General features: G+C 44.8%; 16 protein-coding genes. 8 read left to right on the top strand and 8 right to left on the bottom strand.

Features of this window, described 5'->3' with window-relative positions; all coding sequences use genetic code 11:
• Positions 1-61 precede the first annotated feature (61 nt).
• The 3 genes from KTR07_RS17245 to KTR07_RS17235 are packed head-to-tail and all read right to left on the bottom strand — an operon-like array spanning position 62 to position 4,447.
• The gene (locus KTR07_RS17245; protein WP_072066181.1) at positions 62-3,007 is read right to left on the bottom strand and encodes a bifunctional fucokinase/fucose-1-phosphate guanylyltransferase; all 2,946 of its coding nucleotides are present in this window, start codon (positions 3,005-3,007) and stop codon (positions 62-64) included.
• Positions 2,937-3,611, bottom strand: coding sequence for an HAD family hydrolase (locus tag KTR07_RS17240; RefSeq protein WP_008759771.1), 675 nt, complete (start codon positions 3,609-3,611; stop codon positions 2,937-2,939). The genes KTR07_RS17245 and KTR07_RS17240 overlap by 71 nt, the downstream gene beginning before the upstream one ends.
• 29 nt (positions 3,612-3,640) lie before the next feature.
• A complete protein-coding gene (locus KTR07_RS17235) occupies positions 3,641-4,447 on the bottom strand; it encodes a hypothetical protein (protein WP_008766610.1) in 807 nt (268 codons plus the stop codon).
• A 194-nt stretch (positions 4,448-4,641) separates the two neighbouring features.
• On the opposite strand from KTR07_RS17235, the gene KTR07_RS17230 reads away from it, so the two are divergent.
• On the top strand, positions 4,642-5,142 hold the full coding sequence (locus KTR07_RS17230) for a DUF5035 domain-containing protein (RefSeq protein ID WP_008766609.1): 501 nt from the start codon (positions 4,642-4,644) through the stop codon (positions 5,140-5,142).
• 101 nt (positions 5,143-5,243) lie between these two features.
• Here KTR07_RS17230 and KTR07_RS17225 read toward each other — a convergent pair whose 3' ends face one another.
• The 3 genes from KTR07_RS17225 to lysS all read right to left on the bottom strand — a co-directional run bounded on the left by KTR07_RS17225 (position 5,244) and on the right by lysS (position 9,526).
• Positions 5,244-6,581: a glucose-6-phosphate isomerase gene (locus KTR07_RS17225; protein ID WP_008759774.1), complete on the bottom strand. Its 1,338-nt coding sequence runs from the start codon at positions 6,579-6,581 to the stop codon at positions 5,244-5,246.
• Between the two features lie 124 nt (positions 6,582-6,705).
• Positions 6,706-7,701 (bottom strand): NAD(P)H-dependent glycerol-3-phosphate dehydrogenase, encoded by a 996-nt coding sequence (locus tag KTR07_RS17220; RefSeq protein WP_008759775.1) that lies wholly within the window; start codon positions 7,699-7,701, stop codon positions 6,706-6,708.
• A 94-nt stretch (positions 7,702-7,795) separates the two neighbouring features.
• Positions 7,796-9,526 carry a lysine--tRNA ligase gene (lysS, locus tag KTR07_RS17215; protein WP_008759776.1) on the bottom strand — a complete coding sequence of 577 codons (1,731 nt, stop codon included), beginning with the start codon at positions 9,524-9,526 and terminating at the stop codon, positions 7,796-7,798.
• Positions 9,527-9,601: 75 nt separating this feature from the next.
• Between lysS and KTR07_RS17210 the strand changes: the two genes are divergently transcribed.
• Complete coding sequence (locus tag KTR07_RS17210) at positions 9,602-10,984, top strand: MATE family efflux transporter (RefSeq protein WP_008766607.1); 1,383 nt, start codon at positions 9,602-9,604, stop codon at positions 10,982-10,984.
• Here the strand turns inward: KTR07_RS17210 and KTR07_RS17205 are convergent.
• Entirely contained in the window at positions 10,965-11,831 is an 867-nt protein-coding gene (locus KTR07_RS17205) for an AraC family transcriptional regulator (RefSeq protein ID WP_011108141.1), read from the bottom strand. The genes KTR07_RS17210 and KTR07_RS17205 overlap by 20 nt on opposite strands.
• Positions 11,832-12,012: 181 nt before the next feature.
• On the opposite strand from KTR07_RS17205, the gene KTR07_RS17200 reads away from it, so the two are divergent.
• The 6 genes from KTR07_RS17200 to KTR07_RS17175 all read left to right on the top strand — a co-directional run bounded on the left by KTR07_RS17200 (position 12,013) and on the right by KTR07_RS17175 (position 19,856).
• The gene (locus KTR07_RS17200) at positions 12,013-13,083 is read left to right on the top strand and encodes an efflux RND transporter periplasmic adaptor subunit (RefSeq protein ID WP_008766605.1); all 1,071 of its coding nucleotides are present in this window, start codon (positions 12,013-12,015) and stop codon (positions 13,081-13,083) included.
• A complete protein-coding gene (locus tag KTR07_RS17195) occupies positions 13,080-16,220 on the top strand; it encodes an efflux RND transporter permease subunit (RefSeq protein ID WP_008766604.1) in 3,141 nt (1,046 codons plus the stop codon). The genes KTR07_RS17200 and KTR07_RS17195 overlap by 4 nt, the downstream gene beginning before the upstream one ends.
• Positions 16,217-17,584, top strand: a complete 1,368-nt coding sequence (locus KTR07_RS17190) for a TolC family protein (protein ID WP_008766603.1) — start codon at positions 16,217-16,219, stop codon at positions 17,582-17,584. The genes KTR07_RS17195 and KTR07_RS17190 overlap by 4 nt, the downstream gene beginning before the upstream one ends.
• A 334-nt stretch (positions 17,585-17,918) precedes the next feature.
• Entirely contained in the window at positions 17,919-18,071 is a 153-nt protein-coding gene (locus tag KTR07_RS17185) for a hypothetical protein (protein ID WP_008766602.1), read from the top strand.
• 2 nt (positions 18,072-18,073) lie between these two features.
• Entirely contained in the window at positions 18,074-18,625 is a 552-nt protein-coding gene (locus KTR07_RS17180; protein WP_008766601.1) for a GNAT family N-acetyltransferase, read from the top strand.
• 454 nt (positions 18,626-19,079) lie between these two features.
• Complete coding sequence (locus tag KTR07_RS17175) at positions 19,080-19,856, top strand: hypothetical protein (protein WP_011108139.1); 777 nt, start codon at positions 19,080-19,082, stop codon at positions 19,854-19,856.
• Positions 19,857-19,974: 118 nt separating this feature from the next.
• Here KTR07_RS17175 and KTR07_RS17170 read toward each other — a convergent pair whose 3' ends face one another.
• On the bottom strand, positions 19,975-23,400 hold the full coding sequence (locus KTR07_RS17170; protein WP_117981369.1) for a glycoside hydrolase family 38 C-terminal domain-containing protein: 3,426 nt from the start codon (positions 23,398-23,400) through the stop codon (positions 19,975-19,977).
• Positions 23,401-23,403 lie beyond the last annotated feature (3 nt).

The following is a 23,403-nucleotide window of genomic DNA, read 5'->3' as shown; positions in this document are numbered from 1 at the left end:
ATAAAAATCCCTTGATAATCAGTGGTTATCAAGGGATTTTTGTTCTTATATAACTTTTTTCTTAGCTTCTCGATACCTGTAATCCTTTATCGGAAAGCGTCATTTCAACAAAGCGTGCACGCGGATTAGGAGCCTGTTCGGTCAATATCCGACGGATGCATCCGGCCGCTTGCGGATCTTTAGCCACCATATATAAGTAACCGCCACCTCCTGCACCGGGCAATTTATATCCTAGCGTATAATCTTTAATCTGTTCGATAATAGCTGCTACTGCCGGTGGATTCGTGCCACTGTCCAATGCTTGGTTTTGTATCCAGCTTTTGCCGACAAGATTGCCGAAAGTTTCGAAATTACCTCGCAGGATAGCTTCGCTCATATCCATCGCATGGGCTTTCATCTCTGCTAATAAACTAAGATGCTTTCCGGAGTTAAGGAACATGGAACTGACAATTTCAGCTAAGATGCCTTTGGCTGTACGGGTGATTCCGGTATAATAAAGCAGATGGCAATCCCGATATTCCGGCTGCACAAAGAGCTGGTCGGGTAACCACCGTACTAATGGATGTTGTTCGAAGCCGGATTCGGATTGCAACAGTTTTACGCCGGGGAATACGCCGCCGTATTGATCCTGCCATCCGCCGCCGGTGGTAAGTAATTGTTCCAATACCAGTGTATAATTGCAGATGTCGTTCCTATCCCATGCCAGTCCGCAAAAATCATTGATAGCTCCGAGTACGGTAGATGCAAGGATAGAACTGGTACCTAGTCCCGAACCTGCCGGAATGGCAGCCAGTAAAGTGATTTCCAGTCCTGAACCGAACGCTTTTAGATGTTCTTCCAATGACGCATGAGATTCCGCCGCAAATAATGGGGCAAATCCTGCCAAGGTAAGTGCTGCCTTCGGTATGGAGAAAGGCGAACCGACTTTCTTGTAATCCTGCAATTCCTCATAACTTCGGATAACCTCCACAGCTCCCATATCAATGGAACGAAGTACGATATGGAACTCGTGACATGGTTTGACGTATACTTGTAACGGCGGCTGCCCATTCAACTCAATCGCCAGATTGACTACACTTCCTCCCGAATAGAGAGAGTAAGGAGGTGTATCTGTCCATCCTCCTGCAACGTCAATGCGCACCGGACTACGTCCCCATACGATCTGATCCGAATAAACATTGAGCTTCGGATAGTTCTTTTTTCCGGCAACGGCTTCCAGTAATCCGTCACGGAGTAGCTGGAACGCAGCTTGTTCTTCTCCTTTGCAGCCTTCATTGCCTTGCAGCTTCAGGATACGTGCCCGAAGCATACGGTTATGTATACGCACCATGGGTGCGGCATCCTCTTTCAAGACAGCGGGAACATCCAGATTGAGCCGGACAAATTCATTGGCTGCGTCTTGCAAGTCAAGCTGATAGAATACACTCTTCTCATAATTGGCGGACAATCCTTTCCAGTTATCCCTGCGGAAAGCGCTGCGCTGTGCGTAAAGACGTTCCAGGTTCGCTTGTGCCGATATCTCGTCAGCGGATAGTTTTTCAGCTCTCAGCCATAACTCTTTTCCTTGTTTTAGTTGTGGCTCAGCTGTCATCCAGCGTATTAAAATACCCAGTTCTTCGATGGAAGTCGTTACGGGGAAAACAGGAGCAGCTTGCAGATCATCTGTACGTCCTTTTATGTCTTCCAGCCCAATCTCTCTTTCCTTCATCCACTGTGTGAAAGAGTTCCCCAAGTAGGTGGTCGAGTCATTTCTTAAATCACCTTTGAAAACATCATCCAGCCCATAAGGCCGTGCGACAAAGGCTGCGTCTCCCATAGGAACGATGTCGATGCAGACTCCGTCCGGCAGGTTTATATTCCAATGGTTTTCGGGAACTCCTGTAATAATCTGTCGTGAACCTAATTTCCATCCTTCTCCTACGTGGCTGTTCTCAATCCATAAATTGGCGTTCTCTGCAGATAACTTCACTTGGGTAAACGAGTTTTGTATAAAGATGGCAGGATTCGGTTTTACTTTCCGGTGCATGATACGCCTTTGGTCACGCACTTTATCCTGTATGGCGAGTGTGGAAGAAATCAGTTCCCGACTCGTTCCGAAATGATAAAACTCTCCGCCGGGTAAAGGCAGGATTGCTACCGAAAGTTTGTTTACTTCGTCGTCTGTCGTTTGGGGATGCTCTCCCAGTGCCAGGCCATAATCCGAATATAAATCGTAGTAGCTGATATCATTCGTGCCTTCTTTTAATGACCGTTTCATCAATACCTCAACGGCACGGTCACTTAATATCCATATACCGATATCCATCAGGAAAAGATGGGTCTTTGATAATCCTTCCAATTCCTCTAAAGAAGGTTTCTGCAACATGAAGTCGAGCACTTCCGGCTTCTTGCGGTCCGATACGAATACTCCGTGGTGAGTAGCCAGTGAAGGATTCACCCATAAACCATAACATACGACATCTACTTCCGGAATGTTTTGCAGCGGTTTTTCCGAACGGATATATACGTCTCCGCTGGCTATCAGCGTGTTCAAGCCTTTCGGAGCCTGCTTCATGATTCTTTCGTATAGCGGAAGTTGCAGCGACAGCAGATTCTGTCCCAGCTTTTGTCCTCTCTCCCAACTGAAAACCGGTATGGGAGTCAGTATTTTGCCCGAAGGAGCATAGCCGGGCAAGCGGCGGCTTTGTCCTCCCGCATGCAGCAAAATCTTTTTTTCGTTTCCAATCCATTTGCTGAAAGTCTCTTCCGGTGCAAAAGCCTGATGGCAGGCCTGCAACAGCCAGGTCGTTCCTCCTCCGGAGCCTAACTTGCTGCCTACAGGGTCTGATGTACAAAACCAGTCAGTATGATTCACTTCTTCCAGTTGATGAAAACTGTCAATTAAGTTGGGAGGTAAGGATAATAACTTTTGCATAGTAGAATCGGTATTTATAGGTTTATAACATGATTGTATCCCAGCTATCGCAGAGTGCCTGCATAGAAGGAAACAGCAGATCGGCTCCGGCATCCAGCAACACCTGTCCGTCCAACGGACCGGTATTGACCGCGATTGTGAAAATTCCGGCTTTATGTCCTGCTTCCACGCCCAATGGGGCATTTTCGATAACGATTGCTTCGTCAGCTTTGAACCCTCCTTTTCTTAATGCCATCAGATAAGGTTCTGGATTAGGTTTGCCATATTTCACGTCAAAAGCGGTCACCATTAGCTCTTTATGAAACATTCCCGGAAAATTGTGTTCCAGACGTTCCAACAAAGAAAGCTGTCCCGAACCAGTGACTACCATAGGAGTCAGCCCTTCACTCTTTACTTTCTGCAAAAGTTCCCATGCGCCGGGCATACGTTCTGCTTCCGGATAAGAATTGAACAGGATACTTTTTTCGTGATATATACTTTCTATTTCCTCTTGTGTGGCCTCTTTTCCTAATTCACGTTGAAATACGATATTGATAGTCGATGCCCCCGTGCGTCCTTCGTGCATATATGCTTCTTCCCGGCTCAGATCAAGGCCGTGAGTTTTCATGACTTGATGCCATGCTTCGGAGTGATAGGGCATGGAGTTAAAGAGCACGCCGTCCATATCGAACAGGACGGCTTTCAGTTTCTTTCTCATAATTGGGTTAGATGGAATCTGTTTGATATTTATTCTTTTTTCAGCATATCTTTCAGTTCAGGCACGGTGATCACTACATCATGCTGAGCTTCCGATTGTTTGCCGATATATCTGTAGACTATATTTCTGTCACAATTCACACAACTTTTGATAAACAGTTGGGTAGCAAGATCGGTCTGATTGCCTAATGTTTCGATAATACCTTGTTTCACCTCTGCGGCATTTGCTTTAATCTGGTTCATATCACACAGATCTTCGTCAACACGACAGATATAAATCACTGCTTCATCGCTGAGTTCGATTTTCTCGATCAGAACGTCCTCACTTGCCTGTATCGGGAACTGTAAGTTTGCCATCTGTACCTGCGTTTCCAGTTTAGCCAGGTCGCTTTCGGTGGTGTCGACATCCTTATTGAGAATTTCCTTAATTTCATCTGTTGTCAGTTCGCAGACTACCTGCTCTCCCGAATCTTTACCTATATATATCATTTGCAGGCCCGCTTTACATTTTACAACAAGGTCCAGCAATGACTTTACTTCTTTATTCGGATTCTGGAACATGATTTTCAGGGAAGTCTTCATGCTTTCCGGATTTTTCTGCAGAGTCTTGATGTTGGCAGCCTCTTCGTTCAGATAAAAGGTATACACTACGTTCTCTCCATCATAGACGATGCTGGTGATTTTTCCGGTCTCTCCCATGTCTATCGGACATTGTTTGTTGGCAGCCTCGATGCCTGCTTTGAGTTTGATTTCCTGACAACCGGTGGTTAACATCATCAGTAGTGACAAGCTGATAAACAATATCACTGCATTCGGTCTTCTTACTAATTTTTCCATTGTTCTTTTATTTAGAATTCATTTATTCTTGGGATAAAAAGAGATATACGAAGCAAAGATAGTCATAAAAAATGAGAGATATAACAGAATGGAGGAGATAGTTGCTGGTTGTGTTTTGGATGATAAATCGTATGATAATTTGTCGTTTAGAAGATAATATGTATTTTTGTAGCATGATAAAACTAGTCAATAGCATGAAAAAGAAAGTATTGTTTCTGCTGCCATTGTTTCTGGGTGCTTGTTCGGATAGCGGAGAAAGCCCTGTTATCACGATAGAAAAGCTATATGTGAAAGTAGATCAAGGCGATGGAGAAACCATCCGCGAAGACTATGCAAACCGGATGAGTGAAATGCCTGCTTTGAAAGTGGGAGATAAGGTGGATGCGTTTTTGATCTTGGACGGCAATGGAGCCGAACTGAAATCTTTCCAGCTTCAGAATGGGGAAGAGATGAAGACTGAGCTCCGTTATGAAAAGACAGAAGTCACTACCGAAGGAAATCTGACAGACGAAGAAAAAGGGCAGTTGCGCTTCAAAGATGGCGTGACAAAGACTAAGGTGCTGGTTCATGCCACTATTGAGCATGTAGATAAAAATGGTGATGTACAATTATCTTTTTATCTCTCTTCAAAAGCGGAGTGTGAAGGAGCGCAGGAAGTGATTGACTTGAAAACAGAAGTCGTTGAGAATGAATGAATCCTGAAAGGGAGTGAGTCACTTTAACGTAACGAAGGAAATATAATAAAAAGAAGCGGTCTCCGGAGAGGCCGCTTCTTTTTATTGTCAGTTATTGGATATTACAGTTTAGCCTGAATAGCCTTTGATTCTTCTTCGTATCCCGGTTTGTTCAGCAAAGCAAACATATTTTTCTTGTATGCTTCCACGCCCGGTTGGTTGAAAGGATTCACGCCCAACAGATAGCCGCTGATGCCGCAAGCTTTTTCGAAGAAGTACAGCAGACCGCCGATGTTGTATTCGCTCAGTTCCGGAAGAACGATGCGCATGTTGGGTACACCGCCGTCTACGTGAGCCAGCTGAGTTCCCAGTTCGGCCATTTTGTTCACTTCGTCCACCCGTTTGCCGGCAAGGAAGTTCAGGCCGTCCAGATTAGCTTCATCGAAAGGAACTTCCAGTTTATGGTCTACTTTATCCAGTGAGATCACAGTTTCGAAGATCGAGCGTTCGCCTTCCTGAATCCATTGTCCCATAGAGTGCAGGTCGGTAGAAAAGTCAACAGATGCGGGGAAAATACCCTTGTTGTCTTTACCTTCGGATTCTCCGTAAAGCTGTTTCCACCATTCACTTACGTAGTGCAGTTTCGGGCAGAAGTTGACAAGGATTTCAATCTTCTTGCCTTGTCTGTACAGTTCGTTGCGGGTAGCAGCGTAGATAGCCGCAGGGTTTTCTGCAAACGGAACGTCAGAACCGCATGCCTTTTCCATATCGGCAGCACCGGCAACCAGTTTGTCGATGTCGAATCCGGCAACTGCGATCGGCAGCAAACCAACCGGAGTGAGCACAGAGAAACGTCCGCCTACGTTGTCCGGAATGATAAATGTCTTGTATCCTTCTTTGTCGGCAGTCACACGTGCAGCACCTTTCTTGGCGTCTGTCACGGCAACGATGACTTTCTTGGCGGTTTCTTTGCCGCGTTGGTCTTCACATTGCTTTTTCAGCAGACGGAAAGCAAGAGCGGTTTCGGTAGTCGTTCCCGATTTGGAGATATTGATAACGCCGAATTTCTTGTCTTTCAGATATTCGGTCAGTTCATACAGATAGTCTTCGCTGATGTTATGTCCAGCATAGATCATGACAGGAGCAGTTTTCTTGTCCTGCAACCATGTGAAACTGTTAGACAGCGCTTCGATTACGGCACGTGCGCCCAGATAGCTGCCACCGATACCTGCTACGATCACTACTTCGCAGTTGTCTCTTAATACTTTTGCAGTAGCGTTCAGGTCAGCCAGATGCTCTTTGCTGATGGACGAAGGCAGATGTAACCATCCCAGGAAGTCGTTACCTTCTCCTGTTCCTTTTTCCAGCATTTCCTGTGCAGCTTTTACCTCGGCTTCATAAGCAGAAACCTTTTCTTTGGAGATGAATCCAAATGTTTTTTCAATGTTCAAGCTAATCATATCTATCAATTTTAAGTAATATGTAATAGGTAATAGGTATTAAGTAATAAGTATTATGCATGAGACGTAAAGCTTAGGTGGCTACGGTTAATACCTAATACTTATTACTTATTACCTATTTTTCTCATCTAAAAGAATCAGTCAGCAATTTGATCTCTATCATGGGTGAGATGCGTTCATACAAGATATTGTATACGGCATCCAGTATCGGCATGTTGACGTGGTGATGCTTGTTGATCTCTTTGATGCACTTCGTGCCGTAGTATCCTTCCGCGATCATTTCCATTTCAATCTGCGCACTTTTAACGGAATATCCCTTGCCTATCATCGAACCGAACGTGCGGTTACGGCTGAAGTTGGAGTATCCTGTCACCAATAAGTCTCCTAAATAAACAGAATCATCTACATTTCTGTTCAGGGGATGTACTGTATTCAGGAAGCGGTTCATTTCCTGAATCGCATTGGATATCAGTACTGCCTGGAAGTTATCGCCGTATTTCAGTCCGCTGCAGATGCCGGCGGCAATGGCGTATACATTTTTAAGCACCGAACTGTATTCGATGCCGGCTACGTCGTCGCTGACGGAAGTCTTGATGAAGCTGCTTCCCAAACGGCGGGCGAAGATGCGCGCTTTGTCCTTGTCCGGGCAGGCGATGGTCAGATAAGAGAGGCGTTCCAGCGCTACTTCTTCTGCGTGGCAGGGACCTGCCAGTACTGCGATGTTTTCGGGTGGTACGCCATATTCTTTTGTGAAATATTCCGATACAATCACGTTGTCATCGGGTACGATTCCTTTGATAGCAGTGATAATAAACTTATCCTTAATCTTTGTTTTCAGCTTTTTCAGATGAGCTTTCAGATAAGGAGAGGGGGTGACGAAAATCAGTGTATCCGATTCCTTCACGACATCGTTGATGTTAGAACTGAAAGTGATACGCTTCGTGTCGAATTTCACCCCTGTCAGATAGGCGGGATTATGTCCAAGTCTCTTAAAATCAGCGATGCGGTCATCTCGTCGCATGTACCAATTAATAGAGTCTTCCTGAGCCAGACACATCTTTGCGATGGCTGTAGCCCAACTTCCTCCGCCCATTATCGCTATCTTACCGGGTAGTTTCATATTTAGTTGAAAGTTGAAAGTTGAAAGTTGAGAGTTGGTCATTAAAAAGGTTGTTCAAGTAACAACTTTCAATTCTCAACTCTCAACTCTCAACTTATTTAAGTTTATTTATCCACTCGGTCACGTCGTTCACGCTTGGATTGGTCAGTTCTAATTTGTATTTCTTATTGATTCCGCAGATGTCCTGGTGCAACTTTTGCGGATTAACATCCTGCATATCAGCTACTGTGTTGTAGCCGGCTTTCTGGATGACCGGCACCCAGTCTTCTGCAATACCCAGTTCCATGTATTTGGCGGCAGGGTCTTTCTTGATTACTTTCTCCGGACGCATTTGCGGGAAGAACAGTACTTCCTGAATGGTGGTCTGTCCTGTCATCAGCATCACCAGACGGTCGATACCGATACCGATGCCGGATGTAGGAGGCATGCCATATTGCAAAGCACGCAGGAAATCCTGGTCGATAATCATTGCTTCGTCGTCACCCTTGTCGGCAAGACGCATCTGTTCTTTGAAGCGTTCTTCCTGATCCAGCGGATCGTTCAATTCCGAGTAGGCATTGGCCAGTTCCTTGCCGTTTACCATCAGCTCGAAACGTTCGGTCAGTCCAGGTTTGGAACGGTGCATCTTTGTCAGAGGCGACATTTCCACCGGATAATCGGTGATGAAAGTCGGCTGGATGTAGCTGCCTTCACAGAATTCACCGAAGATTTCATCAATCAGTTTGCCTTTGCCCATGGTGTCGTCGATTTCTTCCATCTTCAGTTCTTTGCAGATCTGACGGATTTCTTCTTCGCTCTTGCCGTTGAGGTCATATCCTGTCTTTTCTTTGATGGCGTCGAGGATAGGCAGACGGCGGTAAGGAGCTTTAAAGCTGATTGTCTTTCCGTCTACAACGGTTTCGGTGCTTCCGTTTACGGCGATACAGATGCGTTCCAGCAACTTTTCGGTGAAGCTCATCATCCAGTTGTAATCCTTGTACTGTACATAAAGTTCCATACAAGTGAATTCGGGGTTGTGGGTTCTGTCCATTCCCTCGTTACGGAAGTTCTTTCCTATTTCGTATACACCTTCAAAACCACCTACGATGAGTCGTTTCAGATAAAGTTCCGTTGCGATGCGCAGGTAGAGGTCTATATCCAGTGAGTTGTGGTGAGTGATGAACGGACGTGCGCTTGCTCCGCCTGCGATGGATTGCAGGATCGGTGTTTCTACTTCCGTATATCCGGCTTCGTCGAGGGCGTTGCGCAGTGTTCTCACTACGGTGGCACGCTTTTCGAATGTCTCTTTGATGCCTTCGTTTACTACCAGGTCCACATAACGTTGGCGATAACGGAGTTCGGGATCTTCAAAAGAGTCGTAAGCTACGCCGTCTTTATATTTTACGATAGGCAGCGGTTTGATAGACTTGGCAAGTACGGTCAGTTTCTTGGCATGGATACTGATTTCGCCCATTTGTGTACGGAACACGAAACCTTCGATACCTACGAAGTCACCTAAGTCGAGCAGGCGTTTGAATACAGAGTTGTACAATTCCTTGTCTTCTCCCGGACAGATGTCATCACGTGTGATGTATACCTGTATACGACCTTTAGAGTCCTGCAGTTCGATGAACGAAGCCTTGCCCATCACGCGGCGGCTCATAATACGGCCCGCTACAGAAACTTGACGCGGTTCGTCTTCATCTTTGAATTCTGCTTTTATATCAGTAGAGAAAGCATTGGTTACATACTCTGCAGCGGGGTACGGATCGATACCCATTGCACGAAGCTCATTCAGACTATTGCGCCGAATAATTTCCTGTTCACTTAGTTCTAATATATTCATTTCGTTATGTATTAACTCAATTTTGGAGGCAAAAATACGAAACTTTTCTCATATATCCTGTAATCCGTCTCTTTTTTGTATCTTTGCGCCCTCAAAACAATAGGTATGACAGGACAAAAGACACCCACTGCGCTGGGTACGGAAAAGATCGGGAAGCTTTTAATGCAGTACGCCATTCCGGCAATTATCGCCATGACGGCATCTTCTCTTTATAATATGGTAGATAGTATTTTCATCGGTCACGGGGTGGGGGCAATGGCTATTTCGGGGCTGGCACTTACGTTTCCGCTGATGAACCTTGCAGCGGCTTTCGGTTCGCTGGTAGGTGTGGGAGCGGCTACACTGGTATCGGTGAAGCTGGGACAGAAAGATTATGATACGGCACAACGGGTACTTGGCAATGTGCTGGTATTAAATATTATCATCGGACTGGCTTTTACGGTTCTTACCCTGATCTTCCTCGATCCGATTCTTTACTTCTTCGGGGGAAGTGAGGCGACTGTCGGCTATGCCCGCGACTATATGGTGGTTATCCTCTGGGGAAATGTCATCACCCATCTTTACCTGGGCCTGAATGCGGTACTTCGTTCCGCAGGGCATCCACAGAAGGCGATGTATGCTACGATTGCTACCGTGGTCATTAATACGATACTCGATCCTATTTTTATTTACGGCTTTGGCTGGGGAATACAGGGTGCGGCTATCGCTACGATTACCGCACAGGTCATCGCACTTCTCTGGCAGTTCAAGCTGTTTAGTAATAAGGACGAACTCCTGCATTTTCATAAAGGCATTTTCCGACTGAAAAAGAAGATTGTTTTTGATTCTCTGGCCATTGGTATGGCTCCCTTTCTGATGAATCTTGCCGCCTGCTTTATCGTCATCCTTATTAATAAGGGGCTGAAACAGCACGGAGGGGATCTGGCTATCGGAGCTTTCGGCATTGTCAACCGTCTGGTATTCCTCTTCGTTATGATTGTGATGGGTTTGAATCAGGGAATGCAGCCCATTGCCGGCTATAACTTCGGCGCCAAACAGTATCCGCGCGTGACGCAAGTGCTGAAAATAACGATTTATGCCGCGACCATTGTTACAACCATCGGTTTTCTGATGGGAATGTTTATTCCGCAACTGGCTGTTTCTATCTTTACGACGCACGAAGAATTGGTGAATATCTCGGCAAAGGGCTTACGGATTGTTGTGATGTTTTTCCCGATTGTCGGTTTTCAGATGGTGACTTCCAACTTCTTCCAGAGTATCGGTATGGCGAGCAAGGCTATCTTTCTCTCTATTTCCCGTCAGGTGCTTGTACTGATTCCTTGCCTGTTGATTCTTCCCCGGTTTTACGGGCAGCTCGGCGTGTGGATCAGTATGCCTATCTCTGATTTGATAGCCAGTCTGATTGCAGGAGGGATGCTTTGGTGGCAGTTCCGTCAGTTCAGAAAGGCAACTGCCTGATCTGTTTATTCCGATACTCTTTCGGAGAGACACCTACGTATTGCTTGAAATACTTACCGAAGAAAGACTGAGTCGGGAAATTCAGCTTTGTTGCAATTTCCTTGATGGTGAGATCGGAGTTTTCGAGCAGTTGTTTGGCTTCGGTAATTACCATTTGTACAATCCATTGCAGGGCGGTACTACCGGATTTTTCTTTAATGACAGCAGAAAAGTACCGGGAAGAAAGGTACTGTTTACTGGCATAGAAGGTAACGTCCCGTTCCTGCTGATAATAGCGGAAGAGGGTAATGACGAAGTTCTGAAAGATTTTATCCTTTTTGTCTTGCGATAAAGGTTTGAGAGGCTGGTTGGTAAAATAAACGTTCAGCAATTCATAGCATAAGGTTTGCCCCCATGATTTGATGAGCTCGGATATCAGGTGCTGTCTTTGCAGCGGGATGTCATGTGCTTTTATATCCATTCGCTGTTGTAGGGCTTTGATTAATTGTTCCAGATAGTTGTATTGATATTCTGTAATTGAGAAACAGGGATTTTCCCGTAGATAGAGCAGGTTTTCTGAATTGACTATCTTATTAACGATCGGAATAATATAATTCAAATCCACCTCCAGCATAATCCCTTTTATATCCTTGCTGATACGCTGGATGCGCAAGAGACTGCCTGTCATATAAATGCAGACACTTCCTTTACTTATTAAATACGACTTGTCATTCAGGGCAACTTCCACTTCTCCTTTCTGGCAAAAAAAGAAACCACACTTGTCTATGGTAGATATCATATAGCCTTCTTTTTCCGTAGCATTCTCCGGAGATATTATAACATAACTAAAAGGTATCTGTTGTTCCATTTCCTCTTTTCTTTTGGGGTGGTTTCTGTTGCAAAGAAACGTATAAATAAATACAAATAGCAAAGTATTTGAGGATTTTAAGTTGAAAAAACTGCAAATCGGACAATTTATAGCTTAAATCAACCTTTTTACTTTTATCTGCTTGGGATACTTTTGCATGAACTAAATAACAAATGAAAATATGAAACGATTCAACTTTTTATTAACAGGAATTTTAGTCGTTTTGTTGGCATCTTGCAGCCAACGTACACAGATTACAGATAGCAAACCTACAGTGAAGATTGATACTGTACTTTCTGCCGGTGGACAGACGGCTTTGCAATTTCCCGGACGGGTGAAGGCGGCGCAGGATATAAGTTTATCATTCCGTGTAAGCGGAACTATATTGCGTATGTACGTCAACGACGGAACGTATGTGCGCAAAGGACAGCTGCTTGCCGAACTGGACCCTGCTGATTATCAGATTCAGCTGGATGCTGCGGAAGCGGAGTATCAAAGTGTGAAGGCGGAGGCGGAGCGTGTGATGGCACTTTATAAGGAGAATGTAACGACTCCCGACGCCAATGATAAAGCGATGTACGGGTTGAAACAGATAACCGCCAAGTACAATCATGCGAAAGATCAGCTGGAATATACCCGTTTGTATGCTCCTTTCAGCGGATATGTACAGAAACGTCTTTTTGATTCCCATGAGACTATTGCGGCCGGTATGCCCGTTGTCTCCATTATCAGCGAGGGGACACCGGAGGTGGAAATTAATCTTCCGGCAGTAGAATATATCCGTCGCCAACAGTTCACCGGTTACACTTGTACGTTCGACATTTATCCCGGTCAGGAGTATGCGCTCGATCTGATAAATGTCACCCCTAAAGCGAATGCCAATCAACTGTATACGATGCGTTTGCAGTTGAAGAAAGGTGAAGCGCAGGCGCTTCCTTCCCCCGGAATGAATACAATGGTCACTATAGAATGTACCGAAGGGGAAGTGCGTCATCTGTCCGTTCCTACGGGTGCGGTTCTTCGTGATAAGGGGATGGCGAGTGTTTTCCTTTATGATGCTTCCAGCCGGACCATCCGTCGTTGTGATGTGACAGTCACCCGTCTGCTGGGCAGCGGCAGGTGCCTGGTGACTGCGGAGGGCTTGAAGCCCGGTGACTTGATTGTTGCTTCGGGAGTACATCATGTGAAAGATGGGGAACAGGTAGAACCCCTTTTGCCTGCTTCTAAAACCAATGTGGGAGGATTGCTATGATCGATATAAGTAAATGGGCATTTGAAAATAAGAAGTTAATTTACTTCTTGATTGCGGTGCTGATAGTCGGAGGAGCTTATTCCAGCTATGAAATGAGTAAGTTGGAAGACCCGGAAGTAACGGTGAAAGTCGCCATGGTAGTGACTACCTATCCCGGAGCGTCCGCACATCAGGTGGAACTGGAAGTGACGGATGTACTTGAAAAGAATATCCGTACAATGGGGAATATAGATAATGTAGAAAGTTATTCTTACAATGATCTCTCCCTGATTCAGGTGGAACTGAAAACGACCGTCAAGGAGGCAGATGTGGAACAATGCTGGGATTTGTTGCGGCGTAAGGTAGCGAATGCACAGGCGGAACTTCCCGAAGGCGCTGCTACTCCCCTTGTGAAAGATGATTTCGGAAATGTGTACGGTATGTTTTATGCGCTGACAGGAGACGGATTGCAGGACAGGGAACTGTCTGATTATGCCGAACTGATAAAGCGGGAAGTCAGCGAACTGGACGGAGTGGAACGGGTTGACTTGTATGGAAAGCGTGAGGAATGCATCAACATCTCTTTACTGCAGGACCGGATGGCGAATCTGGGCGTGAAACCTGCCGAAGTTCTCGCTACCTTGAACGGACAGAATAAAACCACTTATACCGGATACTACGATAATGGCGATAATCGTATTCGGGTAACGGTGAGTGACAAGTTCAAGACGGTAGAAGATATCGGACGTATGCTGATTCAGGGGCACGATGATGACCAGTTACGTTTGAGTGACATCGCCCGAATTGAGAAAGATTATGAGAATCCTACCCGCAATGAACTCTTTTATGACCGGCAGCGTGCCATGGGAATACTGATTGCGGCTTCTTCCGGTTCGGATATCATCAAGATTGGCAAACGGGTAGAACAGAAACTGGACGAATTGAAAGCGGAGCGGCTTCCGACAGGAGTGGAGTGTCATAAAGTATTCTACCAGCCGGAACGTGTATCCGGTTCGTTGGGAACATTCATTCTTAATCTGATCGAATCGGTCATTATCGTAGTTGTCATTCTGATGATAACGATGGGATTCAAGAGTGGAGTTATTATCGGAATCAGTCTGGTGGTAACGGTGTTCGGCTCCTTTCTGTTCCTGTATTTTGTGGATGGCACGATGCAACGGGTTTCGCTGGCGTCATTTGTGCTTGCTATGGGGATGCTGGTTGATAATGCGATTGTTATTATTGACGGTATACTGGTCGATCTGAAAGCCGGCAAGAGCCGTATGGAGGCAATGACCGCTATCGGGCGGCAGACTGCGATGCCTTTGCTCGGAGCCACTTTGATTGCTATCATTGCTTTCCTGCCTATCTTCATGTCTCCCGATACTGCAGGGGTGTATACGCGCGACTTATTTATCGTGCTGGCGGTTTCGTTACTGCTTAGCTGGGTACTGGCTCTGGTGCACGTACCGTTGATGGCCAACCGAATTTTGCATCCCGAAGTTTCGAAAGAAGCGTCAACTACCGGAAAACGGGTGTATGAAGGAAAGATTTATGCCGTCCTACGTTCCTTGCTGCGGTTTAGTCTGGCTCATCGCTGGAGTTTTGTCTTTGCGATGGTAGCGTTGGTTGCTCTTTCAGCTTTCAGCTATCGGTTCATGAAACAGGGTTTCTTTCCGGATATGGTGTACGATCAGCTTTATATGGAATATAAATTGCCGGAAGGAACAAATTATACCCGTGTCACACGTGACTTGGAAGAGATTGAAGCCTATCTGAAAACTCGTCCGGAAGTGACCCATGTCACAGCTTCCGTCGGTGGTACCCCCGGTCGTTATAATTTGGTGCGTAACATAGCCAATCCTTCTTTGGCATACGGTGAATTGATTATAGACTTTACTTCTCCCGATGCATTGGTGGATAATATGCCCGAGATTCAGCAATATCTTTCGTCTCGTTACCCCGATGCCTACGTGAAACTGAACCGCTATAACCTGATGTTCAAGAAATATCCGATCGAGGCACAGTTTACGGGGCCGGACCCGGTTGTTTTGCATCAATTGGCAGACAGTGCCCGCAGCATTATGGAAAGCTGTCCGGATGTATATCTGATAACTACGGACTGGGAGCCGCAGATTCCCGTGCTGACCATTGAATATGACCAGCCGACTGCCCGCGCTATCGGACTGAGCCGTAATGATGTAAGCCTCTCGTTGCTTTCGGCCACCAGTGGCATTCCCATCGGTTCTTTCCACGAAGGAATCCATCGGGACAATATCTATCTGCGCTGCCTTGACGAACAGGGAAGACCGATTGAGGATTTGGATAACACACAAATATTTTCTTCTCTTCCTTCTTTGAATGGCTTGTTGACGCAGGAGATGATGATGAAACTGAAAACGGGAACGCTTTCGAAAGACGAACTGGTAGAAACCTTGATGGGAACTACTCCGTTGAAACAGATCAGCAAGCGGATCGATGTACAGTGGGAAGATCCCGTCGTCCCCCGCTATAACGGGCAGCGTAGCCAGCGTGTACAGTGTTCGCCTGTTCCGGGAATAGAAACAGAGAAGGCACGCCAGTCCATTGCCGCACAGATAGAGCAGATCCCATTGCCCGACGGTTATAAACTGCAATGGCAGGGTGAAAGGAATGCCAGTACGAAATCTATGCAGTATTTGTTCAAGAACTTCCCGTTTGCCATTATTCTGATGATCTCGATACTGATTATGCTGTTTAAAGACTATCGTAAGCCGATTATCATTTTCTGCTGCATACCGTTGGTTTTTGTCGGTGTAGTCGCCGTGATGTTGCTGACCGGGAAGACATTCAATTTTGTGGCGATTGTCGGCACATTGGGATTGATCGGTATGATTATAAAGAACGGAATTGTGCTGATGGATGAAATTACGTTGCAGATCAGCCAGGGAGTAGAACCGGTCACTGCGTTGATCGATAGCTCCCAGAGTCGTCTCCGTCCGGTGATGATGGCTTCGCTGACCACTATTCTTGGAATGATTCCGCTGTTGCCCGATGCTATGTTCGGTTCGTTGGCAGCTTCTATCATGGGAGGATTGCTGTTTGGCACGCTCATCACGTTGCTCTTTATCCCGATTCTGTATGCATTATTCTTTCATATCAAAAAGACAGACAAATGAAAAAAGAATTTCTCGTAGCTGTTAGTGTTTTGTTTGGAATGGCGGCTTCTCTTTCTGTTTCGGCACAAGAGAAGCTCAGCCTGAAACAATGCCGTGAAATGGCTCTAAAATATAACAAGGAAATGGCTGCTGCCGATAAACAGACGGAGGCAGCCCGGCTGCTGTCTCTCAGCTATAAAGCTAACTTCTTCCCCAATTTTACAGCAAGCGGAACCGGACTGTATAGTACGGCAGACGGCAGCTTGGGCATTCGGGGAGGAAATCTGCCGGTATTCCTGCCCGATCCCGTTACTGGAGAGTTGGCAACAAGCGGTTACGCTTATTTCCCCGGATTGAATCTGGACTATAAAGTCGGGACCGTCTATACAGGCGGAGTACAAGTGGAACAACCGCTTTATATGGGCGGAAAGATTCGCGCCGCCTATAAAATGTCATTGCTCGGCAAGGAAATGGCACATCTGAATGAGGAACTGACTGCATCCGGAGTGATTCTGAATACAGACAAGGCTTATGTGCAACTAGTGAAAGCCAAAGAAATGAAGAAAGTAGCGGAGAAATATCATGTGTTGCTCAATGAGCTGTTTCGGAATGTGAAGAGTGCCCACCAGCATGGCATGAAACCTCAGAATGATGTGTTGAAGGTACAAGTGAAACTTAATGAGAGTGAGCTGGCATTGCGCAAGGCGGATAATGCGCTCCGTCTTGCCGGCATGAATCTTTGCCACTATATCGGTCGGCCTCTGACAGCGGGGATTGATATCTCGGATGAATTTCCGGAAGTGGAGCAAGAGTGGAAGACACAGGTTGCCGATATCAGTGCCCGTCCCGAATATGGTATTTTGAATAAACAGATCGCCATGGCCGAGCAGCAGGTAAAGCTGAATCGGAGTGAACTGCTGCCACGTGTGGGAGTGAAGGGAAGTTATGACTATTTCCATGGATTGGAAATCAATGACGAAACTTTGATGAAAAAAGGATCATTCTCCGTCTTTCTGAATGTTTCAGTACCTCTGTTTCATTTTGGCGAACGTATGAATAAGGTGCGCTCTGCCAAGGTAAAACTGGAACAGACTCGTCTTGAACAGGAAAATGCCAATGAAAAGATGTTGCTTGAATTGACGCAGGCCACTAATAATTTGGATGAGGCCCGACTGGAATGCGAGCTTTCAGAACGTTCGCTGGAACAGGCGGAAGAGAATATGAAAGTCAGCGGCAAACAGTATGAGGTGGGATTGGAAACTCTTTCGGATTATCTGGAAGCGCAAGTTATGTGGCAACAGGCGTATCAGACGAAAGTGGATGCCCATTTTCAGTTGTATGTAAACTATGTGGCTTACTTGAAAGCGGCGGGGCAACTGCAATAAAGTTCTCAAACTATTCTCATCGCCTTGAGAAAAAATTCTCACCACAGTGAGAAAAAATACTCATGCCTATGAGAATATTTTCTCAAAGGGGTGAGAATAATTCTGCTTCTACCAATCGTATTTCTCGATGTATATATCGAAGGTCGGTTCGTATTTTATTCCGTGTTTTATGAAGATAGCGGCAATCTCTTTTTGATATAAAGAAATATAGAGAAGATATAGTGAGTGTATTTGAGACATATATGTCTCGAAGATAAATTCCTGGTTACTTGCACTTCCCGATTTATTAGGTTACTTTTGTAGCGTATTAAATGAAGAAAGGAGATAGGTGAGTATGGCAAGACCGATTAAAGAAACTCCGATACTTTTCGGAGAAGATGCACGGCGGTTTGAAGAGCGGATGAAAGAAAAACGCAGGGAGACCTCCGAGCAGCGGGCAAAAAGATTGAAAGACTACGAACTGGCAATGAAAATATTTAAAAAATAGATATGGATCGTCAGTTAATAGAGACAACGTATGAGATGCGTAAACTAGATACCTCAGAAAAAATAGAATCGTTCGATTGCGGAGATACCGACTTGAACGATTTTATTTTGAATGAATCTTTCCTGTATCGGGAAGCTTTGCTGGCTGTCAGTTATGTACTTGAGAATAAAGTTAATCAGCGATCGGTTGCTTATTTCAGTCTTGCCAATGACAGGATCTCTTTGTCTGATTTTGAAAATAAAACTGAATTCAATCGTTTCCGCAAACATCGGTTTGTGAATGAGAAGCGTTTAAAAAGCTATCCTGCTGCAAAGATTTGTCGTTTGGGTGTTGACTTGTCTGTAAAAGGTCAATCAATAGGCTCATTCCTATTGAATTTTATTAAAAGTTATTTTATTATTGAGAATAAAACAGGTTGCCGTTTTTTAACTGTTGATGCGTATGCGGCTGCTGTGCCTTTTTATATGAAAAACGGTTTTGTCCCATTGAATGATGAAGATGTGGATTCTGCTACACGTTTGCTCTACTTTGATCTGAATGATATTGTGAAATAATTCAGATTCTGTTCTACTTTTATATAATATAAAATGATGGATTGGTAATGTTAATTGTTACAACATAGTCTTTTGAATTTATATAATAGTGACGATTGCTTTGTTTCTAATTTTCCCCAAACATTTATTAGCCTCTTTTGTTATTTTCCGAAAACTATTTGTAACTTTGTCATCGGAACGTAGCATACCGTTTAAAGGTGTGCGATTGCGCGTTTCCTCGGCTAATAGGAAATTGTAACGGATTTTTTTGATGTATGCCGGGAAGACGCCTGTACTTCTATGACTTCTCATAGGGTACGGGCTGTCTGCCCGTATACATCAGGTAGCCGTTACTACCTCCTATTAGCGGGATGTGACAGCTCCGTACTCTTTTATAATATAAAAGGTACGGAACTAGGTAAGAGTATTAACTTAGTTCCGTTTTTTTATGTCCTATTGGCTCACAACAAAACAAATGTCTGAAAGACATGGCGTTCAGGAAGCAACTCTGCGAAACTGGGCGAATCTCGGTTACATTACCAGTTGCCGGATGGGCAACCAACTGTTCTTGGATGACGAAAGTCTGACTGCCTATCTCGAAGCTCACAAAAGGCTTGGATTGCAAGCGGATTATCTGGCAAAGATTGTGGAAGAGAAAAAGCTGGAACGCGACTTTATTATTTCCAGATATGATGATCTGCTATATGTATTGCGAACACAGAAAACGTGTAAACCTCTATATGAAATTATTATTCGTGAACTTTCCCAATTGATTGTTCATCCCGGAGCCCGTGATATTTTCTACTCCATCTCTATGGGGGAGTCAATAGAGAAAGTTGCCGGTCGGCATCGAATTACTTATGACAGGGCGTTACAGATTTATAATTCTCATCTCAGAGGACTGAAAGTGAGAAAGAATGTGTTGGCTACTTATCGGAAACATATCATAGATGCCCGTTTTCAGTCTTTGGCGGATAAAAGCAAGAATATAAATTTGAATCAGGAAGAAAGGGTACTCCAATTGTCTGTCGGCAAAGTGGCCGATACGAGGCTGACTAATGTCTTGTATAAAGAAGAAATCCGGACGGTAGGGCAACTGCTGGAATTAGTATCGGGAAAGGGATGGAGATGGCTGCTGAAAATGGAAGGAGTAGGGAGGATTTCTTATGACCGCTTGCTGTCCAATCTTCAGTTGGCGGGAGTGGTCGATGAAAGTTTGGAGCAGATACTTTCCGGTCGTTCTGACAGATGATGAGGGGCAAAAGTCAATAGTATTAGGAGAGTTGCTACTGACTTTTGACATCTCCTCGTCTCTTTGTGGTGATGATTCTTCCGTTTTTTAGGGTAGACTACGCATTTGATTCTTTTGATTAAAAACGTTTTATCTTTATAAATTTATTCTGGTACCCCTCAAATATATGCTCTGACGTTTCATTTTCCAATTTCTCTTCAATAGCGTTTACTATTGTGAAGGGGATGGTTTGCCCGTCTTCATTTAAAATCCTGAGGTTGGTTCTCTTTCCATCTATCTCTCTAATGTTCAGTAGTATATAACCTTCTTCTTTAGAGGGGGTACATGAAGTCATCAGGAAATTGTCTTTCTCAAAATGGAAGGCTGAGTACTCTGTGGGTTTATGATTCTCTGTTCCTGTCGGCATTACCCGGGCATATAGAGGAATACGTGAGCTCCAGCCAAACTTGGTAGCAAGGTTGTTAGATGGGTCAACGGAAGAGGTCAGATGGTAACTCCAACGGAACTCTCCTTCTTGGGAAGCTTTGAAGTTGGTATTCCAGTAATTATTCATCACCCACGAGTAGACATGAGGCCTTTCGTATTGTTTCTGATATTGAAATTTACCGAGATTTATGTCTCCTAGTTGATAGAGGGGGATGAGGCTGCTTCCTATAATAATTTGCGCCTGATTATTTTGTACCGATACAAAGTTTTGAACAGTATTCCAGTCTGTAGATGTCCCTTCCAGTTGATTCTTGCCAGATATAACTGTTCCGCCCTGAACGTCGAATGCCAGTTTTCCTTCGGGCAGTTGGAAGGGAAAAGCAACGTATATCCCTGAGGGATCCGTTTCCGGCAGACGCTTGATTGCGTACTCCAGTTCTATTCGTTTGGTATCATGATATAATTTAATTTCCAGATTGACCCCGAATGCTTCGTCTGTTCCCGGAGATTTTCCCTGCAACAGGATACGTTGATAAATAGGTCCATTCGAACTGTCGATGATCCGGCACTCACTCAATCCTGTTCTGTTGTAATCATCCAGGCGATATTGGGCCAATTGGTCACGATTACCTAATTTCTCATAGATAAAAGCACCCAGTTCCCATGGAGACGAACTATCGACCAGTTCACAATTCAATTCTTTATCATACAAACTTTGGATCGTTCCTTTGTCCGGGTTGAGTTGTAGTTTGTAGAAATGATTTTCGATACTGGCATTGTTTATTGTAATAGTTCCTGTATCAGTAGACGGTTGTTTGAAGACAATTTCAAACGTCTTGTATCCCATAGGCGGAATATCCTCTGCGAAAATTGCATAGTAGCACCCTTCTCTGCGATAACGGATCGGTTGAACTTTCAACGAATGTCCTTGAAAGTCTGTTATTTCGAAGAATTGGTTTCGGGGGATCACTTCAAAATCAATATATACAGTCAGCATCTCCGAACGTTTCCAGTTCAACGTATTGAAAATCGTAAGGGTCGGGTTCTTGCCTCTGCGGAGGTCTCCTTGAAGTAAACCGACGGAGGTTTCATACAGCATTTGTGTTCTTTTGACTGCTTCCCATGCATAGGCTGACTTTTCTCCCCATTGCACCTGACTGTTTTCGCACAACGGATCACTGACGCTTTCGGATGCTCCGAACGTGTGTTCATCATAGAATAGCAGGCTTTCATGTATGTGCTCTATTTGTTGATGAGTGGCCTGTGGCAGGCATTTGTCTTTTAATACAGCCATAGACAGTAGCCCTTCTACCGCTGTCATATCCGAATGAGTTTTGCGTGAAGCTGCTGTTTCTCTTGCGGCAGAACCGAAACCGTCTGTCCACCAGTCTGGATATGCGGCTCTGTATGCGGGAATTTTATCCCCGTATCGCTCCGTTACATAATCCATAAATTCGGATGCAGTGGCACTTCGTAGCTTAGGATATGCGTACTTTTCATTCCATTCTCTGATGAGTTTGCATTCAATGATGGAGGGCGGTGAATTATCCGTGAAATAACCGGAGTATTGTACGCCTACTGCATCAAACGGATAATGCTTACGCTCCAGTTCTGATAAATAATGTAGTAACTTCGGTTCTGTCTTTTGAATGTCTCCCTGCTCTATTCCCCAGAAATTGCCGGTATTATAATGGTCGGCACGGTAAGTCAGGATCGGTTTACCTGACGGAGATTCCCATTGGAAGACAGTCGGCATATTAAACGGAACCTGCGATTTGTAATGGTGTTCTCCCATCCACAGGTATTTTATCCCGAGGTCCGGCAGATAATCTGCCAGACACCATGCAATTCCGTTGACGTCATTCTGCATGGCCAGCGCAGAGGGAATTCCATGTTTTCTGAATTCTTTGACAGGCTGAAGGAAAGTCTTGAAAGAGTTTTCGTCTACAATCTCCGACATATTGAAATACATGGATGCAACTTCTATTTGTCCTTCGGCAATGTATTTTTTTAGTTTGTTCACTTGTTCTTCCGGTCTGTTTTTCAAATACTCGTCTACAGCCCACGCCGATTCGCAGGTCCATCTGAACTTCGCATCATCTGTGTAGTCTTTTGTTTGTTCGCAGTATTCAATGGCATAATCTATATACCGGAGATGTTCCGACAGGATTTCGGTTTGAGGTTTGGTGTAGCCTATATCTGTGTGAGTATGCTGAACGAGATATACTGTCCATTTCTTGACAGGAGTTGCCTTTTCATTGATTTTGCTGACGGTTTTTCCTTGTTCTTTCAGTATGATCGGTAACTCACATGGAGCGGTGACTTCCGGAATGGATGTCTCAATGTTATTTATTCCGGGGGACAATACGTATCTTTCCGGTGGGAAATTACCGACTTGCAGTTCCACCGGTCTCTTTTTATGATGCCAGTTGACTGCTTTTATTTTGACCGGCTGTCTCAGTTCTTTTTTCTTTCCGACCACCAATACAGGAGAGAAGGCGGAAGATACGAGACTGGCTTTGGTCGTAAGATTGTTTGTTTGCAGAGGAGAGTCAGATGTCAGCTTTATCTGGTCGAATGCTACCCAACTGCCTGATATATTTCGGATCGTGAGTGTGTTGTTTCCTGCTCTGAACTCATCAGCCGGAATGTCAAGCGTGACGGATAACTCTTTTGAAGTTGTTTCTTTTGTGTCCAGATATTCAGGGTTTGTGCCTTTGGGTGTTTGGATGGATTTCTCGAAGCTGTTGAGCCTCACCTCCAGTCGGGGAGGTGAGGAAGGATGAGTTTCTGCAAATAGAAGTCGTAGTTGTATTTGGGTTGTCGGAGAAGGAGCTTCGGCCAATGAAAAGCCAATAACAGCCTGCCCTGATATGCCACCTGCCCAGGCATCACTAGGCCCCGGCAGAAAGTAAGGAAAATCAGCAGAATGATTTCTCCCTACTTCGTATAGATAAACATCATTGATGTAGTTCCGATAATCGTTTTTATAGAACTTGAACTCTTTGGCGGATTTATCTTTGTTTCCTATTTGCCAGACTGTATTTTGAGAATGAGCTGTGAGAGTTCCCAACAATCCGATGATACAAACGATTTCTTTAATTTTTATCTTTCTCATGTG

The organism is Bacteroides sp. MSK.20.82 (genome assembly GCF_019052485.1).
In the GTDB taxonomy this organism is placed as follows: Bacteria; Bacteroidota; Bacteroidia; order Bacteroidales; family Bacteroidaceae; genus Bacteroides; species Bacteroides thetaiotaomicron.
This window is presented reverse-complemented; position numbering and strand designations above follow the sequence as displayed.

Coding starts and splice junctions, on each gene's coding strand:
- KTR07_RS17180 (WP_008766601.1), top strand. CDS start 18,074: ATGGATCGTCAGTTAATAGAGACAACGTATGAGATGCGTAAACTAGAT.
- KTR07_RS17200 (WP_008766605.1), top strand. CDS start 12,013: ATGAAACGATTCAACTTTTTATTAACAGGAATTTTAGTCGTTTTGTTG.
- KTR07_RS17220 (WP_008759775.1), bottom strand. CDS start 7,701: ATGAAACTACCCGGTAAGATAGCGATAATGGGCGGAGGAAGTTGGGCT.
- KTR07_RS17240 (WP_008759771.1), bottom strand. CDS start 3,611: ATGAGAAAGAAACTGAAAGCCGTCCTGTTCGATATGGACGGCGTGCTC.
- KTR07_RS17235 (WP_008766610.1), bottom strand. CDS start 4,447: ATGGAAAAATTAGTAAGAAGACCGAATGCAGTGATATTGTTTATCAGC.
- KTR07_RS17195 (WP_008766604.1), top strand. CDS start 13,080: ATGATCGATATAAGTAAATGGGCATTTGAAAATAAGAAGTTAATTTAC.
- KTR07_RS17230 (WP_008766609.1), top strand. CDS start 4,642: ATGAAAAAGAAAGTATTGTTTCTGCTGCCATTGTTTCTGGGTGCTTGT.
- KTR07_RS17170 (WP_117981369.1), bottom strand. CDS start 23,400: ATGAGAAAGATAAAAATTAAAGAAATCGTTTGTATCATCGGATTGTTG.
- KTR07_RS17245 (WP_072066181.1), bottom strand. CDS start 3,007: ATGCCGGAGCCGATCTGCTGTTTCCTTCTATGCAGGCACTCTGCGATA.
- KTR07_RS17205 (WP_011108141.1), bottom strand. CDS start 11,831: ATGGAACAACAGATACCTTTTAGTTATGTTATAATATCTCCGGAGAAT.
- KTR07_RS17175 (WP_011108139.1), top strand. CDS start 19,080: ATGTCTGAAAGACATGGCGTTCAGGAAGCAACTCTGCGAAACTGGGCG.
- KTR07_RS17190 (WP_008766603.1), top strand. CDS start 16,217: ATGAAAAAAGAATTTCTCGTAGCTGTTAGTGTTTTGTTTGGAATGGCG.
- KTR07_RS17225 (WP_008759774.1), bottom strand. CDS start 6,581: ATGATTAGCTTGAACATTGAAAAAACATTTGGATTCATCTCCAAAGAA.
- KTR07_RS17185 (WP_008766602.1), top strand. CDS start 17,919: ATGGCAAGACCGATTAAAGAAACTCCGATACTTTTCGGAGAAGATGCA.
- lysS (WP_008759776.1), bottom strand. CDS start 9,526: ATGAATATATTAGAACTAAGTGAACAGGAAATTATTCGGCGCAATAGT.